The organism is Volucribacter psittacicida, assembly GCF_004339025.1.
Classification (GTDB): domain Bacteria; phylum Pseudomonadota; class Gammaproteobacteria; order Enterobacterales; family Pasteurellaceae; genus Volucribacter; species Volucribacter psittacicida.
The window spans coordinates 38,142-57,840 of the sequence record NZ_SMFT01000005.1; the positions used below are offsets into that span (position 1 = coordinate 38,142).

Below are 19,699 nucleotides of genomic sequence, written 5' to 3' on the forward strand. Positions count from 1 at the left end.
AGGTATAAAATATGCGCAATTTATTTTTATCTAAAAAATAAATTGAATAAATATCATACCTATCTCTATTAATCGTATATTCAATAGAGATTTAGTTTCTTTTTATCTCGGAGTTCATATGTCAGGATTATTTGTACAAACCGATCCTAGCCGCCGTCGCTATGGAATCGCTATTTTTGTTGGTATTGTAGCAGGATTAATTTCTGCTTTCGTAAAATGGGGAGCGGAACACCCATTCCCACCGCGTAGCCCTTTTGATTTCTTTGCTGCAGCTTGTCAAGATCCAAGCCAAGCAATCGAAGTTTGCTCACGCGCCTTTTTAAATCCGCCTCACGTATTTTTACGTGACTATATTGGTATTGACCCTACTGCGGCAGTATTTACCTTTGCAGATCATGGTTTTAACTGGATTGGGGTTACGCATATTACCTTTTCTCTCGTTTTTGCCATTGGTTACTGCCTTGTGGCAGAGCGTTTTCCAAAAATTAAATTTTGGCAAGGGATTGGAGCAGGGATTATCGCCAATATTTGTGTGCATTATATTTCTTTCCCTTTATTAGGCTTAGTGCCACCTGTTTGGGAATGGCCAGCTTATGAACATATTTCTGAATTAGTTGGGCATATTTTCTGGTTCTGGACTATTGAGGTTATTCGCCGTGATTTGCGTAACCGCATTACCAAAGAACCTGATCCAGAAGTACCTTTAACTTCGCCTTATCGTTAATTCAACCAGCCGAGCTTTGCTCGGCTTTATTTTTTACTTAAATATAGTTGTTTCAATTTAAAATAAAACAATGTGTGCCAACAGGATATTATTTTAAAGTGGAATGATGATAAAATTTTTGAAAAATACACCGCACTTTATAATATAGCCGTTTCATTTTAAAATAAGACAAGGCGACAGGCTGAAGACAGTACAAAGCGTACGACAAGGCGTGTCAAGGCGGTATTTAAAGTGGACGATTATAATTGGGGGAAACAACCATGCAACTAACAACATCTGACTATGAACAAACTCGCCAAATTATTGCGGATCTACTCAAGGATGGTAGCGATCCCGATGCACTCTATATTATTGAACATCATGTTACTCATAACAATTTTGACCAACTAGAGAAAATTGCCGTTGACGCTTTTAAAGCAGGCTATGAGGTTTCTGAGGCTGAGGAATTTGAAGATCCTCAAGGTAAACTCCTTTATTGTTTTGATATTATTACTGAAATCCCTTTGAAAGCAGAATTAATTGATGCCCAACAACAAGAAATTTTACCTATTATTGAAAAACATCAAGGTATTTATGATGGTTGGGGAACCTATTTTGAAGATCCTAATAGTGATGAAGATGAATATGGCGATGATGGTGAGTTTTTTGATGAGCAGGATTGATGTTATAGATATATAGTCGTTTTAATTTAAAATAAGGTAAATCGTACTAACGCGTATTATTTTAAAGTGGAGCGACTATAAACTAAGTCAGTTCAATGCCCCTTTTATCGGGGCATTGTCATTATTGAGTTAAATCAACTTGATAAACCGCAAAGCCTGTTTCATCTTGCATTTTAAACTGCATTGGATATTGTGCTTGTTGGGCAATAAAGGCTCTGGCTTTCTCTGTTGGTGAGGTTTCAAAGCGAATATCTAAGAGGGTTTTCGTGTGAATAGGAGCTATTTGCCAATTTCGGCTTGCTTTTAATTGAATACCATCTTTTGCTTGGCTTACTTTATTAATGTAATTAATCAATATTTGGCGATTTTCATCAGGCGAAGCGTAAACAATATGTTGTTCGCCAGTACCTGGGAATTTGTTACCATAAGCTCGATAATTATTGGTAGCGATTAAAAACTCATCATTTGGGTTTACTGCTTTGCCGTTAAAAGTTAAATGAATAACACGTTGAGCATTCGGATTAATAAGTTTACATTCGCCATCATAACGTGCTGGCTGAGTCAGATCATATTGATAATTTACGCCATAAATCACATCAAAATTATAGGTACGAAACCCTTGCCAATTTAGTAAATATTGTGGTTTGTTAGTATTAGGATCTATTTGATTAAACATACCTGCACTACATTCAAGCCATTCTTTTAATTGTTCGCTATTTACTTTAACAACGACAAGGGTGTTCGGATATAAATATAAATCCGAAGCATTTCGCACACTTAATTGCCCTTTTTCAACCTCGGTGTAACCCGTAGGATCATTTTTACGTCCACCAGCTTTAAAAGGTGCTGCCGCACTTAATACAGGAATATCAGCTAAATCAGGTAAATTTTTAATGACATTTTGTACATAATCTTGTTGAGCAAGATTAACAATTTGTACCGTAGGATCATCTTGTAACAAAGCTAAATAGCTATACATATCTTGCTGAGAAAAACCAATAGGTTGGGCAACAAAATCTCGGGTTGCTTGATGAATAGGTTGAAGTAAAGCAGTAATTTCAGGGTGATTTTCAACTTTCGCTTTATTTTGAGCGTTATCATAAATTGGACGTAATTCTGCTTTCCCGTGAGTTACAACCCATTGATTATTATGTTGACTAATTTCTAAATCAATTACACTAATATTATTTGCCCAATAGCCCGCCATACTCGCTGGTATGTGGTTCACTGTACCTTGCTCAATATTCACGTTTTGATGATGAGCAAATTCAGTATGAGGAAATAAACGATGAGAATGCCCAAAAATCACAGCATCAATGCCTTCTACATCGGCAAGATAGAAGGCTGAATTTTCTGCTCCCTGTTGATAAGGTTCATTAGAGGGACCTGTATGAGCAAGTGCAATAACAATATCTGCCCCTTGTTGCTTAATTTGTGGAATATATTTTTTAGCAGTTTGCACAATATCAAGAGCCTCTACTTTGCCAGTTAAATGTGCTTTGTCCCATACCATAATTTGTGGTGGTACAAAACCGATATAAGCTACTTTGATAACTTGCAGTTGCCCCTGCTCATCAACAACTGATTTGCTTTGAATGACATAAGGGGTAAAAAATGGTTCATCACTTCCCGCTTTTACCACATTCGCATTAACAATGGGAAAATTAGCTTGTTCAATACTATTTTGCAGAAAATCTAAACCATAATTAAATTCGTGATTGCCTAATGTACCCGCATCATATTGCATTTGGTTTAATACGGTCATTGCGGGGTTTTTCTCTTTAGCTGGATAGCCTTTAGCCGCATAATAATCAGCAATAGGATTACCTTGAATTAAATCCCCATTATCCACTAATAAGCTATTTTTTACTTCTTTTCTCGCTTGCTCAATCAAGCTCGCTGCTCTGCTAAAACCAAATTTATTTGTTGGGGTGTCTTTATAATAATCAAAATCTGTCAAAAAACCGTGAATATCCGTTGTCGCGATAATGCGTAAATGAACGTGGTTTAGTGAATCTGCTAAAGCAAATCGAGAGGTATTTAATGCCAGTAATGCCCCTGCTCCCATTTTTATAAAGTGTCTTCTATTCATAATCTTATCTCTACTATAATAAAAAAGTGCGGTCAAAATCACCGCACTTTTCCTTTATTAAAATTAAAACTCTAACGCATCTTGTTCGTTATTGTTTTCATCTTCGTTATTTTCTATATCCTTTGGGGGATCCATTAGCATTTTTTCAGGGTGAGCAAGTAATTCTTCTCTTAACTTGGTTTCTAGCTCTTGTGCTTTTTCAGGATTTTCTGCTAACCATTTCAAGGCATTATTTTTACCTTGCCCAATTTTCTCGCCTTGATAAGAATACCAAGCCCCTGCTTTATCCACCAATTTATGTTGCACGCCAAGGTCTAATAATTCACCGCCTTTAGAAATCCCTTCGCCATAAAGAATTTGGAAGTCAACTTGGCGGAATGGCGCAGCTAATTTGTTTTTTACCACTTTGACACGAGTTTCATTACCAATGACTTCATCGCCCTCTTTGACGGATCCTACACGACGAATATCTAAACGTACAGAGGCATAGAATTTTAGTGCATTCCCCCCTGTTGTGGTTTCAGGATTACCAAACATAACCCCAATTTTCATACGAATTTGGTTGATAAAAACGACCAAACAATTCGCGGCTTTGATATTTCCCGTTAATTTACGCAGGGCTTGCGACATTAAACGGGCTTGTAAACCCACGTGAGAATCGCCCATATCGCCTTCAATTTCTGCTTTTGGTGTTAAGGCAGCAACGGAGTCAACAATAATCACATCAACGGCACCAGAACGCACCAAAGCATCACAGATTTCTAAGGCTTGTTCGCCGTGGTCTGGTTGTGAAATCAATAAATCTTTGGTATTTACGCCTAATTTCGCCGCATAAATGGGATCTAAAGCGTGCTCCGCATCAATAAAGGCACAGGTTTTCCCTGCTTTTTGTGCTTGAGCAATAAGTTCTAAGGTCAACGTGGTTTTCCCTGAGGATTCTGGCCCAAAGATTTCCACAATTCGCCCCATTGGTAATCCACCTATCCCTAAAGCAACGTCCAAACTAATTGATCCTGTGGAGATGGACTCAACATCCATAGCTTGGCTATCGCCCAATTTCATAATAGAGCCTTTACCAAATTGCTTTTCAATTTGCCCCAAGGCGGCGGCGAGGGCTTTTGCTTTTTCTTCTTCTGTTGTTGGTTTTTCTTTGTTGACGGTTTTATTTTTGCTATTGTCATTTTTTGCCATAGTTAAACAGACCTCTTGTTCTTTGTTTATCATCAAATTGCTATTATTTTATACTGTATAACAATACAGTATCAAGCAAATTTTTATTTTTTCTTCAAAATTTTTGTTAAAATGAGAGACGTATCGAATTTTATAACAATTTCTCTATCTTATTATGACCACAAATAATCAATCTCAACACACCCCAATGATGCAACAATATCTTAAAATTAAAGCAGAAAATCCAGATATTTTGTTGTTTTATCGTATGGGCGATTTTTATGAGCTTTTTTATGATGATGCAAAAAAAGCGGCAGAATTATTAGATATTTCTTTAACAAAACGTGGGCAATCTGGCGGTAATAATATTCCTATGGCAGGTGTGCCTTATCACGCAGTGGAGGGCTATTTAGCCAAACTGGTGCAATTAGGCGAATCTGTTGCCATTTGTGAACAGGTGGGCGATCCTGCTACCAGTAAAGGCCCTGTTGAACGCAAAATTGTGCGTATTGTAACACCAGGCACAGTGAGTGATGAAGCCCTGTTGCCAGAACGAAAAGATAATTTGATTGCCGCCATTTATCAGGAAAAAGATCGTTTTGGTTTAGCCACCTTGGATATGACATCTGGGCGTTTTCAATTAAGTGAGCAAGAAAGTGCGGTCAGTTTACAAGCAGAATTACAACGCATTGCCCCTGTTGAATTATTATACAGCGAAGATTTTGCCGATATGGCTTTAATCAACCATATTAAAGGCCTACGCCGCCGTCCAGCTTGGGAATTTGAATTAGCCACAGCCATACAATTATTAAACCGTCAGTTTGGTACAAAAGATTTGGCGGGATTTGGTGTTGAAAAGGCGATATTAGGGCTTTGTGCGGCAGGCTGTTTATTGCATTATGCCAAGGAAACACAACGTACCGCATTGCCGCATATTCATAGCATTAGTTTATTACAAAATAGCGATAATATTTTGTTAGATGCTGCCACAAGACGAAATTTAGAATTAACCCAAAATCTTGCGGGGGGAACCGAAAATACCTTAGCGTCCGTATTAGATAAATGCGTTACCCCGATGGGAAGCCGTTTACTGAAACGCTGGATTCATCAACCTATTCGTCAGATTGCGGAATTAGAACAACGGCAACAAACCATTCGCACCTTAATTGAACAAGATTTAATCGACGAGTTACAACCTTTATTGCGTCAAGTTGGTGATATGGAGCGTATTTTAGCACGCATTGCGTTACGTTCAGCCCGTCCACGAGATTTAACCCGTTTACGCAATGCGTTACAACAGCTCCCTTTTATTCAACAAATTTTACAACTTTCGCCGGTTTTTGCCCCACGTTCACAGCAAATTAGTGAATTTCCGCAATTAGTGGATTTATTGGTGCGTGCTATTGTGGAAAATCCTCCGCTGATCATTCGTGACGGTGGCGTGATTGCCGCAGGCTATCATCAAGAATTGGACGAATGGCGAGAACTTTCGCTGGGGGCAACACGTTACTTAGAAGAATTAGAGCAACGAGAACGAGAAGCCACTGGCATTGATACCCTTAAAATAGGCTTTAATGCGGTGCATGGTTATTATATCCAAATTAGCCAAGGACAAGCCCACAAAGCCCCAATCCATTATGTACGCCGACAAACCTTAAAGAATGCGGAACGTTATATTATTCCTGAATTAAAAACCTATGAAGATAAAGTGTTGAAAGCCAAAGGAGCAAGCCTTGCCTTGGAAAAACAGCTTTATGAAGAAATTTTTGACCAATTATTACCGCACTTAGCCGCATTACAACAAGCAAGTTTAGCACTGGCAGAACTTGATGTACTGACTAACCTTGCTGAACGTGCAGAAACCTTGAATTATGTGCAACCACGTTTTAGTGACAATATTGAACTTGATATTCAAGAAGGTCGCCACCCTGTGGTAGAGCAAGTGATTTCAGAGCCTTTTATTGCCAACCCTTTGCAACTGAATGAACAACGCCATTTATTGATTATTACTGGCCCCAATATGGGCGGTAAAAGTACCTATATGCGACAAACTGCACTGATTACCTTAATGGCTTATATAGGCAGTTTTGTGCCGGCGGAGCAAGCGGTAATTGGTAAAATTGACCGTATTTTTACGCGTATTGGTGCTTCTGATGATTTGGCTTCTGGGCGTTCTACCTTTATGGTGGAAATGACGGAAATGGCAAATATTCTTCATCAAGCCACCGAACAAAGTTTGGTGCTTATTGATGAAATTGGACGAGGTACATCCACCTATGACGGGCTGGCGTTAGCTTGGGCTTGTGCTGAATGGTTAGTGCAAAAATTGCGTTGTCTTACCTTATTTGCCACCCATTATTTTGAGCTGACCGTATTACCTGATCAACTGGCTGGTGCTGTCAATGTTCATTTAGACGCATTAGAACATAATAATAGTATTGCCTTTATGCACCAAGTGCAGGAAGGGGCAGCCAGTAAAAGCTATGGGCTTGCGGTGGCAAGTTTAGCGGGCGTACCGCCAACGGTGATCAAATTGGCAAAACAAAAATTACAACATTTGGAAAACCTCTCTGCTCAGAAAAATCAAGGGATGCCTTTGCGTGAGGCAATGCAACATCAAGTGGAATTGCCTTTAATTGATGAGCAAGAAAGTAAGCAAGTTATTTGGGATATGGTAGAAAAACTCGATCCCGATGAGTTAACGCCAAAACAAGCATTGGCTTATTTATATCAATTAAAATCCTTACTTTAAGATATCGTTGCCCCACTTTAAAATAATACGGCGTTGGTACGCCTCGCCGTACTCTTTGTTTTGTATTCAGCGTACCACTCTGTCTTATTTTGAACTGAAATAACTATAAAATTTCATAATAATAAGGAATAATATTAAAATTTTTCTAAAAACAACCGCACTTTTTTAGTAAAAAATATAATTCTCTTATCACTTGCTATCGCCGCCTTAGATATAGATTGACAACCCAAAATTTAAAAGCTAAATATAGTTTTACAATTTGTTTAGATTTGGGGTGTTTTATGTTGACAATTCATTATACAAGTGAATACAGTTTGTTGTGTTCCTTACCACCGCCCGCTGACTTAGAAAAGCAACAACATTTATGGGTATTAGCAAAATTTGCTGAGGATTTTGCTGAAGTTGAGGAAGTGGTAGTAGGCATGAATAATCTCACCTTATTTATTACCGAGCAGGCTCAATTTAGCCTTTTACAACAACAGCTTGAGCAATGTTGGCAACAATTAAGTGAGCAACAGCCCCGCCATCAGGGACGTTTAATTGAAATCCCTGTCAACTACGGCGGATCTCTAGGCGAGGATTTAGTGGCAGTGGCGGAATATCATCAAACGACCCCAAGAGAAATTATTCGCCGCCATACAGAGCCAACCTATACCGTGTTTATGATGGGATTTCAACCGGGCTTTCCTTATTTAGGCGGATTACCTGAAAATTTGCATACGCCTCGCCATAAAACGCCAAGAATGCGTGTGCCAGCAGGTTCTGTTGGCATTGGCGGTAGCCAAACGGGGGTATATCCTTTCGCCTCACCTGGGGGCTGGCAATTATTGGGGCGTACCTCTATCCCTTTATTTGATTTAAACCGAGAAAATCCTGTGCTATTAAGTGCAGGGGATCAGGTTCGTTTTGTGGCTGAAACGGTGGTGTTATGATTTATATTCAGTACATTCAATCTTTTGCCCATTTACAAGACTTAGGACGTTTTGGCTCTCGTGGTTTAGGGGTGGGCAGTGTGGGTGCAATGGATCCCCTTGCATTACAAACAGGAAATTTATTGCTCAATAATGATCCCAATGATACGGCGATTGAAATTGCCTTAGGGAGACTCGCCATTACCTTTGATTGCGATACGCCATTTTGTTTAACAGGGGCATTATTTGAGGCTGAACTTGATGGCAAACCTATTTTCCCTTATTGGCGTTATACCGCCAGAGCAAGGCAAACCTTGCATTTAAAACGTGCAGTGGTAGGGAATTATGCTTATCTTTGTGTTGCTGGGGGCTTTGCGGTTCCTGAGGTGTTAGCCTCCCGTAGTACCGATCTCAAAGCAGGATTTGGCGGTTTTCAGGGGCGGTTATTGCGTGCTGGCGATCATATTGCCACAGGAAAACGAGATTGTTATCTCCATTCCGTTGGGATTGAACCTATTGCGTTTACCAATAAAATCTTCGCCATAGCTTCTTCTGAATATTCCCATTTTAGTCCAGAAAGCCAGCAAGCCTTTTGGCAAACCCCTTGGCGTTTACAATCCAATAGTAGCCGTATGGGGTATCGCTTACAAGGGCAAGCCTTAAGTCTCAATGAGCCATTAGAAATGTTATCCCATGGTGTCCCTGTTGGTACCGTACAAGTTCCGCCAGAAGGGCAACCTATTGTCTTAATGGCAGATGCACAAACCACTGGTGGTTATCCTAAAATCGCCGCGGTTATTCGTGCCGATTTAGGACGATTGGCACAAAACCCTTTTGGGCAAGATATTTACTTTTGCCAAGTTTCCGTCGAGGAAGCCTTGGTACAACAACAAAAAAATCAGCAATATTTAGATTATGTAAGGAGAATGGCAAATGAAACACGTTGATTTAAATGCCGATCTGGCGGAAGGCTGTCAAAATGATGAACAATTACTCCGCTTAGTCAGCTCAGCTAATATTGCCTGTGGCTTACATGCAGGGGATTATGAGCAAATGCGTAACGCTATTGCTTGGGCAAAACAAAACAAGGTAGCCATTGGGGCTCACCCAAGTTTCCCTGATCGTGAAAACTTTGGACGCACCAATATGCAACTTGCACCAGAACAATTAAAAGCCTGTTTATTATATCAACTCGGTGCGTTACAAGCCTTGTGCGATGAACAACAAGTTACCTTAATCTATGTAAAACCCCATGGGGCATTATATAACCAAGCCGCTAAGGATATGGCACTAGCACAGTTAATTGCCTCAACCATTAAAGGCTTTAATCCCAAGCTCAAACTGATGGGATTATCGGGGAGCTTATTGATTAAAGCGGCACAACAACAAGGTTTATCGGTAATTTCCGAAGTCTTTGCCGATCGCCATTATTTAGCGGACGGCTCACTTGTTCCCCGTAGCCGAGCGGACGCATTAGTGGAAAGTGATGAAGAAGCCATTGAACAAGTGTTACAAATGGTATTAAAGGGGACAGTGAAATCCGTTGAGGGCGAGTTAGTCCCCGTACAAGCTGATAGTATTTGCTTACATGGCGATGGTGCACACGCCTTAGCCTTCGCCCAACGTATTCGCCAACAATTACAACAACACAACATCATAATCAAAGCAACAGAATAAGGATCTACAGTATGCAAAAAAACAACCGTAATGTGTTGCTCGGTGCCGCTTTTTTAATGGCAACCTCTGCCATTGGACCGGGCTTTCTAACCCAAACCGCCACCTTTACACAAACCTTGTTAGCCAGCTTTGGCTTTGTGATTTTATTATCCATTCTCTTGGATATTGGTGCACAACTTAACATTTGGCGGATTATTGCCGTATCCGAGAAAAAGGCACAGGATATTGCCAATAATGTATTACCCGGCGCAGGTTATTTTCTCGCCTTACTGATTGTGATGGGCGGGCTTGCATTTAATATTGGTAATGTCGGCGGTGCTGGACTTGGGCTTAACATTCTCACTGGCGTATCCGCTGAAACAGGCGCAATAATTAGTGGTGCCATAGCGGTAGGAATTTTCCTATTTAAAGAGGCAGGCAAAGCTATGGATCGCTTTGCACAAATTATGGGCTTTATTATGATCGCCTTAACCATTTATGTGGCAGTCAAAGCCGATCCCCCACTAGGCGATGCGGTAGTGCATACCTTTGTGCCAGAAAAACTTGACGTGATTGCGATTGTTACCTTAGTGGGTGGCACCGTAGGGGGATATATTACTTTTGCTGGAGCACATCGCTTATTAGACGCAGGAGTAAAAGGAAAACAAGCTATCAATGAAGTGAGTAAAAGCTCGATCTCCGCCATTTTAATTGCTTCTATTATGCGTATCGTTTTATTCTTAGCGGTGCTTGGTGTGGTATCGCAAGGGGTAAGCCTTGATCCTAAAAACCCAGCCTCTACGGCATTTTCCCATGTAGCAGGCGAAGTAGGATTAATGATTTTTGGTATGGTAATTTGGGCGGCGTCTATTACATCTGTAATCGGAGCAGCTTATACCTCAGTGTCATTTATTACCAGTTTCTCGCCGAAAATTGAACAGCATAAAAATCGCTGGATTGTCGCATTTATTGTTATATCTACAGCAGTACTCGCTACCATTGGTCGCCCAGCTCAAGTGTTAGTCTTTGTTGGTACCCTAAACGGACTCATTCTCCCTATTTCACTCGGATTAATTTTATTAGCCGCCCACAAGCCAAGCATTGTCGGCGATTATAAACACCCAATTTGGATGACAATCTGTGGTTTTGTGGTGGTTATTGCTATGGCGGTAATGAGTTTAATGACGTTAAGTAAATATTTTGGGGGATTATTGGGGTAAAGTGCGGTTGAATTTTAGGATTTTTTTACGGTTATTTCTCCGACTTTACAGAGGACAGAATAATGGATAGGCTAATTTATTGATATTTAAGATTAATACTGTCTTCTATCCTCAGTTCTCTGTATTCTGAATTTCACAGGGAGTTTTTAAGGGGAAATGATCGGGAAATTAAGATTATTGGAAAATTTTTCTAAAATTGACCGCACTTTAATCCCAAACATTGAAATATAAAAAATGCCATAGCAATCACTATGGCATTTCTCATTGATTTTTGACGATTATTAAGCCAGACTTTTTGGTTTAATTACCGCATATAATACCCCTGTAATCACTGCCCCTACTGCAATCGCCAATAGATACATTAATGGCTGTGAAACAAATGGGATCACAAATAAACCGCCGTGTGGAGCGTTGAGGGTAATGCCGAGACTAGCAGAAATTGCCCCTGCTGTTGCTCCGCCTAACACGCTACTCACAATCACACGCAACGGATCAGCGGCAACAAATGGTAATGCCCCTTCGGAAATAAAGCATAAACCTAATACAAAAGAAGCATTACCTGCGTTACGTTGGTTGGTGTTAAATTTATTTTTCGCTAACCAAGTCGCAATCGCCATACCTAGCGGTGGCACCATACCGCCCGCCATTGCGGCTGCCATTGGTACGGTGACATTTGAGGCAATCATACCCACTGAGAACGCATAAGCGGCTTTATTTACTGGGCCGCCCATATCCACGCACATCATACCGCCAATAATCACGCCCAATAGAATAGCGTTAGTACCGCTCATGCTGTTTAACCAATTAGACAAACTTTGCATAATGCTCGCCACAGGTGGGTTGACCACATAAACCATTGCTAAGCCAACAATTAATGTGCCTAATAATGGCAAAATCAAAATTGGCTTGAGGGAGGCGAAAGTGGTTGGTAATTTGATTTTATCGTTAAGCCATTTCACCACATAACCTGCAAGGAAACCTGCGATAATACCGCCTAAAATCCCAGCATTGCTATTTGCCGCTAACATCCCAGCGGTTAAACCCACTGCCAACCCCGGGCGGTCAGCAATGGAAAATGCCACATAGCCCGCAAATACCGCAATCATTAAATGGAATGCCGCACCGCCACCAATATCCATTAAGGCTTTTGGTAATCCCCAAGCGAGATCAGGATCTTGGAAGGCATCAAAACCAAACATAAAGGAAATAGCAATCAACAAGCCCCCTGCGACCACCAATGGCAACATATGAGAGACCCCTGTCATTAGGTGTTTATAGATGCCTTTTTTCTCTTGGTCAGCGGTATTTGTTTGTGCTTTATCCCCATTATCAGCTTGATAAATTTTAGCTTCCACAAAGGCTTTATCAAATTCTTGTGCAGTTTTTTTGAGGGCTAATCCTGTTGAAGTGCGATACATGGGTTTGCCTGCGAATTTCGCCAAATCCACATCAATATCTGCCGCCACAAAAACAAGATCTGCCGCTGCAATTTCTTCCGCACTGATAGGATTGCCAGCCCCCACTTGCCCACGTGTTTCAACCTTAATTTGCCAACCTTGTTGTTTGGCATAATTTTCAATGGCTTCCGCTGACATAAAGGTATGGGCAACCCCTGTTGGACAAGCGGTTACCGCCACGATATTTTTGCTGGTTTTGCTACTTAAATGAGTCGCACTTTCTGTTGGCTCAACATAATCACTTGCTTGTTGTAACGCATTGTGAAAACTTTGTTCAGGGTTAATAAAAGCCTGTTCCGCGTCCACTAATGCCACTTTTTTTCCCACAAGTGCGGTCAGTTTTGGTAATATTTTGCCAAACACAATAGCGAAGTCCGCTTGCTCCGCTTGGCTTACTATTTGATGTTGTTGCTGTTGGGCAATTTGGCTAAATTGCTGACGTAATAAATAAGCCGTCGCATAAGCGAGCTCGGCAGATTGAGTAATAAAAATCTTCATTCCACATTATCCTTCAATGATATTAATATTGACCTTGGCAAGAATTGGATCTAACTGACTGCGATCAGGAATTCCTACATTACTTTGTGATACGGCAAATGCCGATACGGCACTGGCAAAAGCGAGGGTTTGCTGTTGCGATAAACCTTGGCTTAAACCATAAATTAAGCCCGCCACCATTGAGTCGCCAGCACCAACAGTACTTACCACATTTTCACATTTTGGCGGTTGAGCTTGAATAATGGCATCATCACTTAACCATAAGGATCCCTCTGCCCCCATAGAAATAATCACATTGGCAATGCCTTGGGCTTTGAGCTGTTTGGCAGCATCAACGATTTCGCTTAGGCTATTGAGTTTATGCCCAATCCACGCCTCAAGTTCACGATGATTTGGTTTGACTAACCAAGGATTTGCCATTAAGCCCGCGGTTAAGGCGGCATTACTGCTATCTAGCACCACGTTTACTCCATTCTCCGCAAGGGCTTTTAACCAAGCACTAAATTGCTCAGGCGTTACCCCACGAGGCAAACTGCCGCACACCGCCACAATATCAAATTGTTTAGCGTAAGCTAAGGATTGTTGGGTAAATTGTTGCCAATCTTGTGGCGAGATCTGATAGCCTAAAAAATTAAGATCGGTAACGTCCGCTTCCGTTTCGGTAATTTTTACGTTAATACGGGTTTTTCCTGCCACTCGTTGGAATTTATCTTCAAGGTTAAGCTGTTGAAATAATTGAACAAAATCCCCTTGATTGTCTTCGCCCAGAAAACCACCTACGGCAACCTCAAGTCCTAAATCTTTTAGCACTTTCGCCACATTAATCCCTTTACCTGCTGGGAAAAGCCCTAGGGTTTCTACCGTATTTACCTCGCCAAGTTCAATACGTTTTAAACGCCCCACTAAATCATAAGCGGTATTTAAGGTTATAGTTGCAATCTTGCTCATCTTATTCCCCCAATCCATTGGCAATAGCTTGTCCAATGCCATCAATGGCTTGTTGAGCTTGTTCGCCTGTGGCAACAAAACGTAAACGTTGTCCTTTGGTTACCCCTAATGCCACCACTTTCATCAAACTTTTGGCACTGACTAAAGCAGAATTGCGATCCAGATTTTGTACACTGACTGTGGCATTATATTTTTTCACTTCATTTACCAACACTGCACTTGGACGTGCGTGTAAACCGTGTTCATTCTGTACGGTAAAAATACCTTCTACTTCATCGCCAGCTGGGGCTGCGGTGTTTTGGTTCGCTTGTGGTGAGGTTGAGCCTGCCACTTCAATGCTATCAGCTTCAGCAGGCGGCACAGCGGAAACACTTTCGCCTAAACCATTAGCGATTTCTTTACCAATGGCTTCAATGGCTTGTTGTGCGTCATCGCCCTCTGCGACAAAACGTAAACGATGCCCTTGTGTTACCCCTAAAGCAACAATTTTCATCAAACTTTTAGCACTGACTTCCGCGCTATTGCGTGTTAAGTTTTGTACGCTAATTTTGGCATTAAATTGCTTAACTGTATTGACTAAAACCGCACTTGGGCGAGCGTGTAAACCGTGTTCGTTACGAATGGTAAACGTACCAATTACCGCACCAGCTGAGGCAGTGGTTGTGCTTTCACTCGTATTTTCACTGGCTTGGCGTTGTTCTTGAGCAGGAATTTCTTTGCCATTTAACCCAGCCACAATTTGGTTAAGCTCGCCATTGAGTAATAACTGCTGTACTTGAGGATCTAATAAACGTGCCAATAATTCATCAATTTGCTCATCTGCCGCCGCAATGGTTAGCACACCACGCACCGCTTTGCCATTGTTACTAAAGGTATTTTTAGCACGACTAAAAGCAAGGGCATTTTTTACATTACCATTTAAGCTATCGGTTACCCATAATCCCTCTGCCAAAGGCAAGGCAGGATTAGCGATCACTTCCGCCACAAATTGCTCATTAACCGCTCCTTGTTGTTGTAATTTTCCTGCATTAATGGCTGTCAGGGTTAATAAACTTTCGCTGTCAATATCAAGGCTAATGCTTTCCTGTTTAATCTGCAACGCTTCGCCTTCGCCCATTAAAATGGCACGGAATTTTTTGCGGTCAGCAAGGTTAGCTAAAGAGGCAGCCACTTCTTCATCGCCAAGTACGTGGGTTAATTGACGTAACAATGCCAAATGTTCATCAGATTTGGCAGCAATCCCAATTACCACATAAGCTAAATTACCCTCGCCCCATTCAATCCCTTGCGGAAATTGAAACACCTGCACGCCCGTATTTTTCACCATATTACGGGTATCTAGCGTACCATGAGGGATCGCAATACCATTCCCCAAAAAGGTAGAGGTTTGTTGTTCACGAGCAAGCATACCTTGCAAATAGCCCGCTTCAACATAACCTGCTTGCTCCAATGCTTGTGCCACTTGCTCAATGGCCTGTTGTTTATTATCGGCTTTCGCCGCTAAATGAATGTTATCTTCGGGTAAATTAAACATTCCACTTTCCTCTTGTTGATTTTAGAAAAAACGTTTTAGCTTTTTTGATATAGTCGTTTCAATTTAAAATAAGACAAGGTAGTAAAGCGTACCAATGCGGTATTATTTTAAAGTGGAACAGCTATAAAAATAAAAGGACGGTTTTAACACCCTCCTTTGCTAATAAATCCTGACTTATTTTCCTTGGCAAGTCTGTAACAATTGTTCGCTACCTTGCGTTAAAAATTCATCATTTTCCGACCGCACTTGATTTTTTTGCAAATCACGCATAGCATCATAAATTCCTTGCGTCATACTTGGGCGATCAATATTATCCCAGCAAGTAGCACTTAAACGGCTAAAATTCGCTTGCAAATCAGCGGCAAAGATCACACCACTATAATAAGCATATACACTATTATCATTCATACCCTGATTGAGATTTTGCTTAATTTGCTCAACAGGCACTAAAATCCGCCCTAAATACCAGTCATTCACACCACTGGTAAAAGAATTCACATCATAATCTTGTCCTACTCGATCTGTATAACTTTGCACAGTGGTTTCATACGCCACAGCATAAGATTTTTGATCAATCGCCGTTTTATCCAATTCAATCACTGCTTTTTCTTTATTAACAAAAGGAATATAAGAAGAAAGAGAACAAGCGGACAACAACAGGGCAATCGCACATAAAGAGAATTTTTTTAACATAGCTTTCCTTGATTAATAACCGAAATATGACGCTGTATTATACATAAGTCTTGCTTAGTAACAAAGAGTACGTTTTGTACATTCTACGAATACTTAGTTTATTTTGTGATCTACCTCTAAATTCTTAACTTTCATTATATCTTTCTTAATTAAATTATTTTAATATTGATAATATTTCATTTGTCTTCATTTTGTTTTTTATTCTTACGACTTTATTCTGGAGGTTTCAATATGAAAACAAACGTTAGAAAATTAGCATTATATTCTCTGGCTATTTTTTGTACTCTCTGGGGGGGGGTAACACAGGCTGCTACTGTTGATGCAACGGTTAGCTGGGAAGATTATCAATATAACGATTTAAAATATCGTAATTACAAAGGTCCCAGAGTTGATGCGACTATTAACCTGGACAATTCACAATGGCGAATTTATTTTCGTTGGAATCAAAATCGATCACAGGGCTATTTAAATAATGATGGTGCTTTAACGGCTCAGCGTGATTATCAACGTATTAATTTAGGGGTTGGTTATCGCTATCTCTTTAATGACGGTTGGTTTGAACCGCGTTTTTATATTCGTCAAGATAAAACTATTAATATTAATGGTCATAATACAACTCAAGACTATTATTATTTAGATTTCTATTATCAATATAACCTCACAGATCAACTTTTCTATAAAGGAAAAATTAACCCAGAAGTTGCTAAATTTGAAGGAAGTCGAGCTTATTTATCAAATTCTAATGCAACACAACGAGAAAGACATCAGCGTAATACCCGTGTTGGTTGGGAAATAGAGCAAGGGTTACGTTATGCTCTTCGTTCAGATTTCAGTGTAGAAGTTGCTTATAATGATAATCGTAATAGACGAGAAGATTATGGGATTTGGGACAACACTAGTTATACAGTTAGCCATCCTCAATTACGTTTATATACCACTTATCGCGCTCCATTTGGAATTACCTTATCAACACAATTCCGTAAATCTATTTTTGGTAAACAAAAAATAAAGAATGAACTTTCTAATACAAGGGAGACGAGAGATTTTACGCGTTATCAACTCAATGCCAGTTATCAAGTAACCAATAATGTCTATATTACCAGCGAATTTTACCGAGAAATTATCAAAACACCAGAAACTAAACAAAAACAAGATTATGTGCGTTTAGGTATGCGTTTTGTTTTCTAAGATAGCCAATAGGAGCATAAGATTATGAAAAAATTTACGAAAGGAAATTTATTACGTTATTCTGCAATCGCTTTGGCTTTATCTGGAGTAACAACACAGGTGAATGCTGTCTGTAGTTACGATAGTAACACCATTACACTGGATAACCAGACTTGTAATGTTAATAGCACATTAGTAACAGATACAAGTACAAAATTAACCATTGCTTCTCCAAATACAACACTTGCAAATCAAGGACAGATTAGAGTTAATACTGATTTGTCAGGTTCAGATACAGCATTATTACTGGACGACACTTTAGGATTAAAGTTTTCTGTTCAAATCGGTCGGAGTAATGCGGTAAATATAGAAAGCAGTGGAACTGCAATTCAATTTGATGGTACGAATTTACGAGCAAATACAGATGGCTTTAATATTTTGAATGGCAGTACTGTTAAAGGCGGTAATTATGCATTTTATATACCTAATTTAACAGATAAAAATATGAGAATTACTATTACTGATGGTACAGTTGATGGAAATATTTATATTAATTCCTCCACTACCAATACCGCTAATCATCAGATTGTAATTCCAGATTCAGGTAGTGCAACCATTCGTAGCAGTGATATTCAAGGTATTAACACTGTTACAGTGAATAGTAATGCAACATTAACTATTGCATCAGGCACTACAGGTTCAAACTGGAATAGTGCTTCATTGGTAGCTCAAGATGGTTCAACTTTAACTTTTCTTTTAGAAGATATTAATTTAGTAGATTCTACGGCGTTACTTACAACGGCAAATACTACTCTTAATACCGGTTCGACCCTAACACTAACTTTAGCTAATGGAATAAGTGGCGAGGATATTGCCAATAAAGAGCTGGTCTTGATTAATGCTACTACAAAATTAACAAATAATAGTAATAGTGTAATTATCTATGATAGTGATGGTAATAATCTGGTACAAGAAGGAACAGAAGTAAATAATCCTGATGAATGGTTAGTAACACAGCAACAACAAGGAAAAATTACATTTAACACAAGTACTTCAAATCAATTAAGTATTAGTTACGATCCAACTAATGCCATCACTTTGAAAGACTATGACAGTGCCGTTAAGTTTTTAGCGAATACACAATATGAATCTAATTTCGTTACTTATGTTTTGGCAAATTCATTAGGATTAAGTAATGAACGAGAAAGTATTTTAGTCGCCAATCCAAGCAATGCTGCGGCAGCTAAATTATCTCGCCAATTTTTACCTGATTTAAGTGGTGCAGATATTAATGCAGCTTGGGTTTGGGGAGAACAAATGCGGAGCAATATGGAAGATCGTTTATTAGCTTATCAACGACAATCTCCAATTTATAGTTATGAAAATAAATGGAATTTCTGGGTTAACTCTTCTATTGGACGAGGCTCGAATAACAATTTATATGGCTATAATTTAAGTCGTTATGGCGTACATATTGGAGCAGATCGCCAACTTAATAATGAAGGATTGTTAGGATTATCAGTTGGGGTTAATCATAGCCATATCGACGGTAAGTTTTCCGATATAAATAAAAAAATGACGCAACTTTTATTTATGCCTTACTTTGAATGGAACGGCAAACCTTATTTTGCTAGTGCTAATTTATTGGGAGGAGCTTATTCTGTAGAAAGTAAACGAGCAATTGCTGACACTACAGCCAAAGGGGATTACACAGGTTTTCAATTTGGTTATCAACTTACTGGAGGAATTAATACAGAATTTAAGGGGATACATTTCCGTCCATTTGTTAGTCTTAAAGAACAGTGGTTACAAAGTGAAGCTTGGACAGAAGAAAATTCTCCATTTGCCTTAGCCGCTACAACGCAAAAATATAAGGCTCGCCATATTGGCACAGGGCTTTCTATTTGGAAAGAGTTTGAGTTAGAACTAGGGAAATTTGTACCAAGTCTGGATATTCAGTATTACAAACAGATGGGAAATAGAAATTTTCATTCCCAATATAAACTAGCAGATGATAGTAGCCAGTCAGTTGCTTATGGAGATTTTAATTTAGATGGTATTACTGGAAATCAATTTAGTACAAAGCTTAATGCAAGACTAGATATTAGCGAAAACCTTAATCTTTCTGGGGCATTATCTTATAACCATTTTGGTAGTTATAAAGAAGCGATGATTGGTTTTAGCGTAAGTAATACATTCTAGTAGGGAGGGAATA

15 protein-coding genes are annotated in these 19,699 nt (G+C 39.6%); 9 read left to right on the forward strand and 6 right to left on the reverse strand.

Features of this window, described 5'->3' with window-relative positions; all coding sequences use genetic code 11:
* The first annotated feature begins 118 nt into the window (after positions 1-118).
* Both EV694_RS09015 and rraB read left to right on the forward strand, forming a co-directional pair.
* Entirely contained in the window at positions 119-724 is a 606-nt protein-coding gene (locus tag EV694_RS09015) for a YagU family protein (protein ID WP_132691712.1), read from the forward strand.
* Positions 725-984: 260 nt separating this feature from the next.
* Complete coding sequence (gene rraB / locus EV694_RS09020) at positions 985-1,386, forward strand: ribonuclease E inhibitor RraB (protein ID WP_132691714.1); 402 nt, start codon at positions 985-987, stop codon at positions 1,384-1,386.
* A 121-nt stretch (positions 1,387-1,507) separates the two neighbouring features.
* Here rraB and cpdB read toward each other — a convergent pair whose 3' ends face one another.
* Positions 1,508-3,481 carry a 2',3'-cyclic-nucleotide 2'-phosphodiesterase gene (gene cpdB, locus EV694_RS09025; protein WP_132691969.1) on the reverse strand — a complete coding sequence of 658 codons (1,974 nt, stop codon included), beginning with the start codon at positions 3,479-3,481 and terminating at the stop codon, positions 1,508-1,510.
* Positions 3,482-3,541: 60 nt separating this feature from the next.
* The gene (gene recA, locus EV694_RS09030) at positions 3,542-4,669 is read right to left on the reverse strand and encodes a recombinase RecA (RefSeq protein WP_132691716.1); all 1,128 of its coding nucleotides are present in this window, start codon (positions 4,667-4,669) and stop codon (positions 3,542-3,544) included.
* Between the two features lie 154 nt (positions 4,670-4,823).
* On the opposite strand from recA, the gene mutS reads away from it, so the two are divergent.
* The 5 genes from mutS to EV694_RS09055 all read left to right on the forward strand — a co-directional run bounded on the left by mutS (position 4,824) and on the right by EV694_RS09055 (position 11,187).
* Positions 4,824-7,400, forward strand: coding sequence for a DNA mismatch repair protein MutS (gene mutS, locus EV694_RS09035; RefSeq protein WP_132691718.1), 2,577 nt, complete (start codon positions 4,824-4,826; stop codon positions 7,398-7,400).
* 281 nt (positions 7,401-7,681) lie between these two features.
* Entirely contained in the window at positions 7,682-8,332 is a 651-nt protein-coding gene (gene pxpB, locus EV694_RS09040; RefSeq protein WP_132691725.1) for a 5-oxoprolinase subunit PxpB, read from the forward strand.
* On the forward strand, positions 8,329-9,258 hold the full coding sequence (locus tag EV694_RS09045; RefSeq protein WP_132691728.1) for a 5-oxoprolinase subunit C family protein: 930 nt from the start codon (positions 8,329-8,331) through the stop codon (positions 9,256-9,258). Before pxpB ends, EV694_RS09045 begins: the two co-directional genes overlap by 4 nt.
* A complete protein-coding gene (pxpA, locus tag EV694_RS09050) occupies positions 9,245-9,988 on the forward strand; it encodes a 5-oxoprolinase subunit PxpA (RefSeq protein ID WP_132691730.1) in 744 nt (247 codons plus the stop codon). The genes EV694_RS09045 and pxpA overlap by 14 nt, the downstream gene beginning before the upstream one ends.
* A gap of 11 nt (positions 9,989-9,999) precedes the next feature.
* Positions 10,000-11,187: an NRAMP family divalent metal transporter gene (locus EV694_RS09055; RefSeq protein ID WP_132691732.1), complete on the forward strand. Its 1,188-nt coding sequence runs from the start codon at positions 10,000-10,002 to the stop codon at positions 11,185-11,187.
* 281 nt (positions 11,188-11,468) lie between these two features.
* Here the strand turns inward: EV694_RS09055 and EV694_RS09060 are convergent, their stop codons facing one another.
* The 4 genes from EV694_RS09060 to EV694_RS09075 all read right to left on the reverse strand — a co-directional run bounded on the left by EV694_RS09060 (position 11,469) and on the right by EV694_RS09075 (position 16,317).
* Positions 11,469-13,142 carry a fructose-specific PTS transporter subunit EIIC gene (locus EV694_RS09060; RefSeq protein WP_132691734.1) on the reverse strand — a complete coding sequence of 558 codons (1,674 nt, stop codon included), beginning with the start codon at positions 13,140-13,142 and terminating at the stop codon, positions 11,469-11,471.
* A 6-nt stretch (positions 13,143-13,148) separates the two neighbouring features.
* Positions 13,149-14,090 carry a 1-phosphofructokinase gene (fruK, locus tag EV694_RS09065; protein ID WP_132691736.1) on the reverse strand — a complete coding sequence of 314 codons (942 nt, stop codon included), beginning with the start codon at positions 14,088-14,090 and terminating at the stop codon, positions 13,149-13,151.
* Between the two features lies 1 nt (position 14,091).
* Positions 14,092-15,624, reverse strand: a complete 1,533-nt coding sequence (fruB, locus tag EV694_RS09070) for a fused PTS fructose transporter subunit IIA/HPr protein (protein ID WP_132691738.1) — start codon at positions 15,622-15,624, stop codon at positions 14,092-14,094.
* A 174-nt stretch (positions 15,625-15,798) separates the two neighbouring features.
* Positions 15,799-16,317: a hypothetical protein gene (locus EV694_RS09075; RefSeq protein WP_132691740.1), complete on the reverse strand. Its 519-nt coding sequence runs from the start codon at positions 16,315-16,317 to the stop codon at positions 15,799-15,801.
* A 231-nt stretch (positions 16,318-16,548) separates the two neighbouring features.
* Between EV694_RS09075 and EV694_RS09080 the strand changes: the two genes are divergently transcribed.
* Both EV694_RS09080 and EV694_RS09085 read left to right on the forward strand, forming a co-directional pair.
* The gene (locus EV694_RS09080) at positions 16,549-17,505 is read left to right on the forward strand and encodes an outer membrane beta-barrel protein (protein WP_132691742.1); all 957 of its coding nucleotides are present in this window, start codon (positions 16,549-16,551) and stop codon (positions 17,503-17,505) included.
* A 24-nt stretch (positions 17,506-17,529) separates the two neighbouring features.
* On the forward strand, positions 17,530-19,686 hold the full coding sequence (locus EV694_RS09085; RefSeq protein ID WP_132691744.1) for an autotransporter outer membrane beta-barrel domain-containing protein: 2,157 nt from the start codon (positions 17,530-17,532) through the stop codon (positions 19,684-19,686).
* Positions 19,687-19,699 lie beyond the last annotated feature (13 nt).

Excerpts from the sequence above, each read along its gene's own strand:
- fruB (WP_132691738.1), bottom strand. The coding sequence starts at position 15,624 with ATGTTTAATTTACCCGAAGATAACATTCATTTAGCGGCGAAAGCCGAT.
- EV694_RS09080 (WP_132691742.1), top strand. The coding sequence starts at position 16,549 with ATGAAAACAAACGTTAGAAAATTAGCATTATATTCTCTGGCTATTTTT.
- EV694_RS09055 (WP_132691732.1), top strand. The coding sequence starts at position 10,000 with ATGCAAAAAAACAACCGTAATGTGTTGCTCGGTGCCGCTTTTTTAATG.
- EV694_RS09060 (WP_132691734.1), bottom strand. The coding sequence starts at position 13,142 with ATGAAGATTTTTATTACTCAATCTGCCGAGCTCGCTTATGCGACGGCT.
- pxpB (WP_132691725.1), top strand. The coding sequence starts at position 7,682 with ATGTTGACAATTCATTATACAAGTGAATACAGTTTGTTGTGTTCCTTA.
- pxpA (WP_132691730.1), top strand. The coding sequence starts at position 9,245 with ATGAAACACGTTGATTTAAATGCCGATCTGGCGGAAGGCTGTCAAAAT.
- mutS (WP_132691718.1), top strand. The coding sequence starts at position 4,824 with ATGACCACAAATAATCAATCTCAACACACCCCAATGATGCAACAATAT.
- EV694_RS09075 (WP_132691740.1), bottom strand. The coding sequence starts at position 16,317 with ATGTTAAAAAAATTCTCTTTATGTGCGATTGCCCTGTTGTTGTCCGCT.
- EV694_RS09015 (WP_132691712.1), top strand. The coding sequence starts at position 119 with ATGTCAGGATTATTTGTACAAACCGATCCTAGCCGCCGTCGCTATGGA.
- fruK (WP_132691736.1), bottom strand. The coding sequence starts at position 14,090 with ATGAGCAAGATTGCAACTATAACCTTAAATACCGCTTATGATTTAGTG.
- rraB (WP_132691714.1), top strand. The coding sequence starts at position 985 with ATGCAACTAACAACATCTGACTATGAACAAACTCGCCAAATTATTGCG.
- EV694_RS09085 (WP_132691744.1), top strand. The coding sequence starts at position 17,530 with ATGAAAAAATTTACGAAAGGAAATTTATTACGTTATTCTGCAATCGCT.
- recA (WP_132691716.1), bottom strand. The coding sequence starts at position 4,669 with ATGGCAAAAAATGACAATAGCAAAAATAAAACCGTCAACAAAGAAAAA.
- EV694_RS09045 (WP_132691728.1), top strand. The coding sequence starts at position 8,329 with ATGATTTATATTCAGTACATTCAATCTTTTGCCCATTTACAAGACTTA.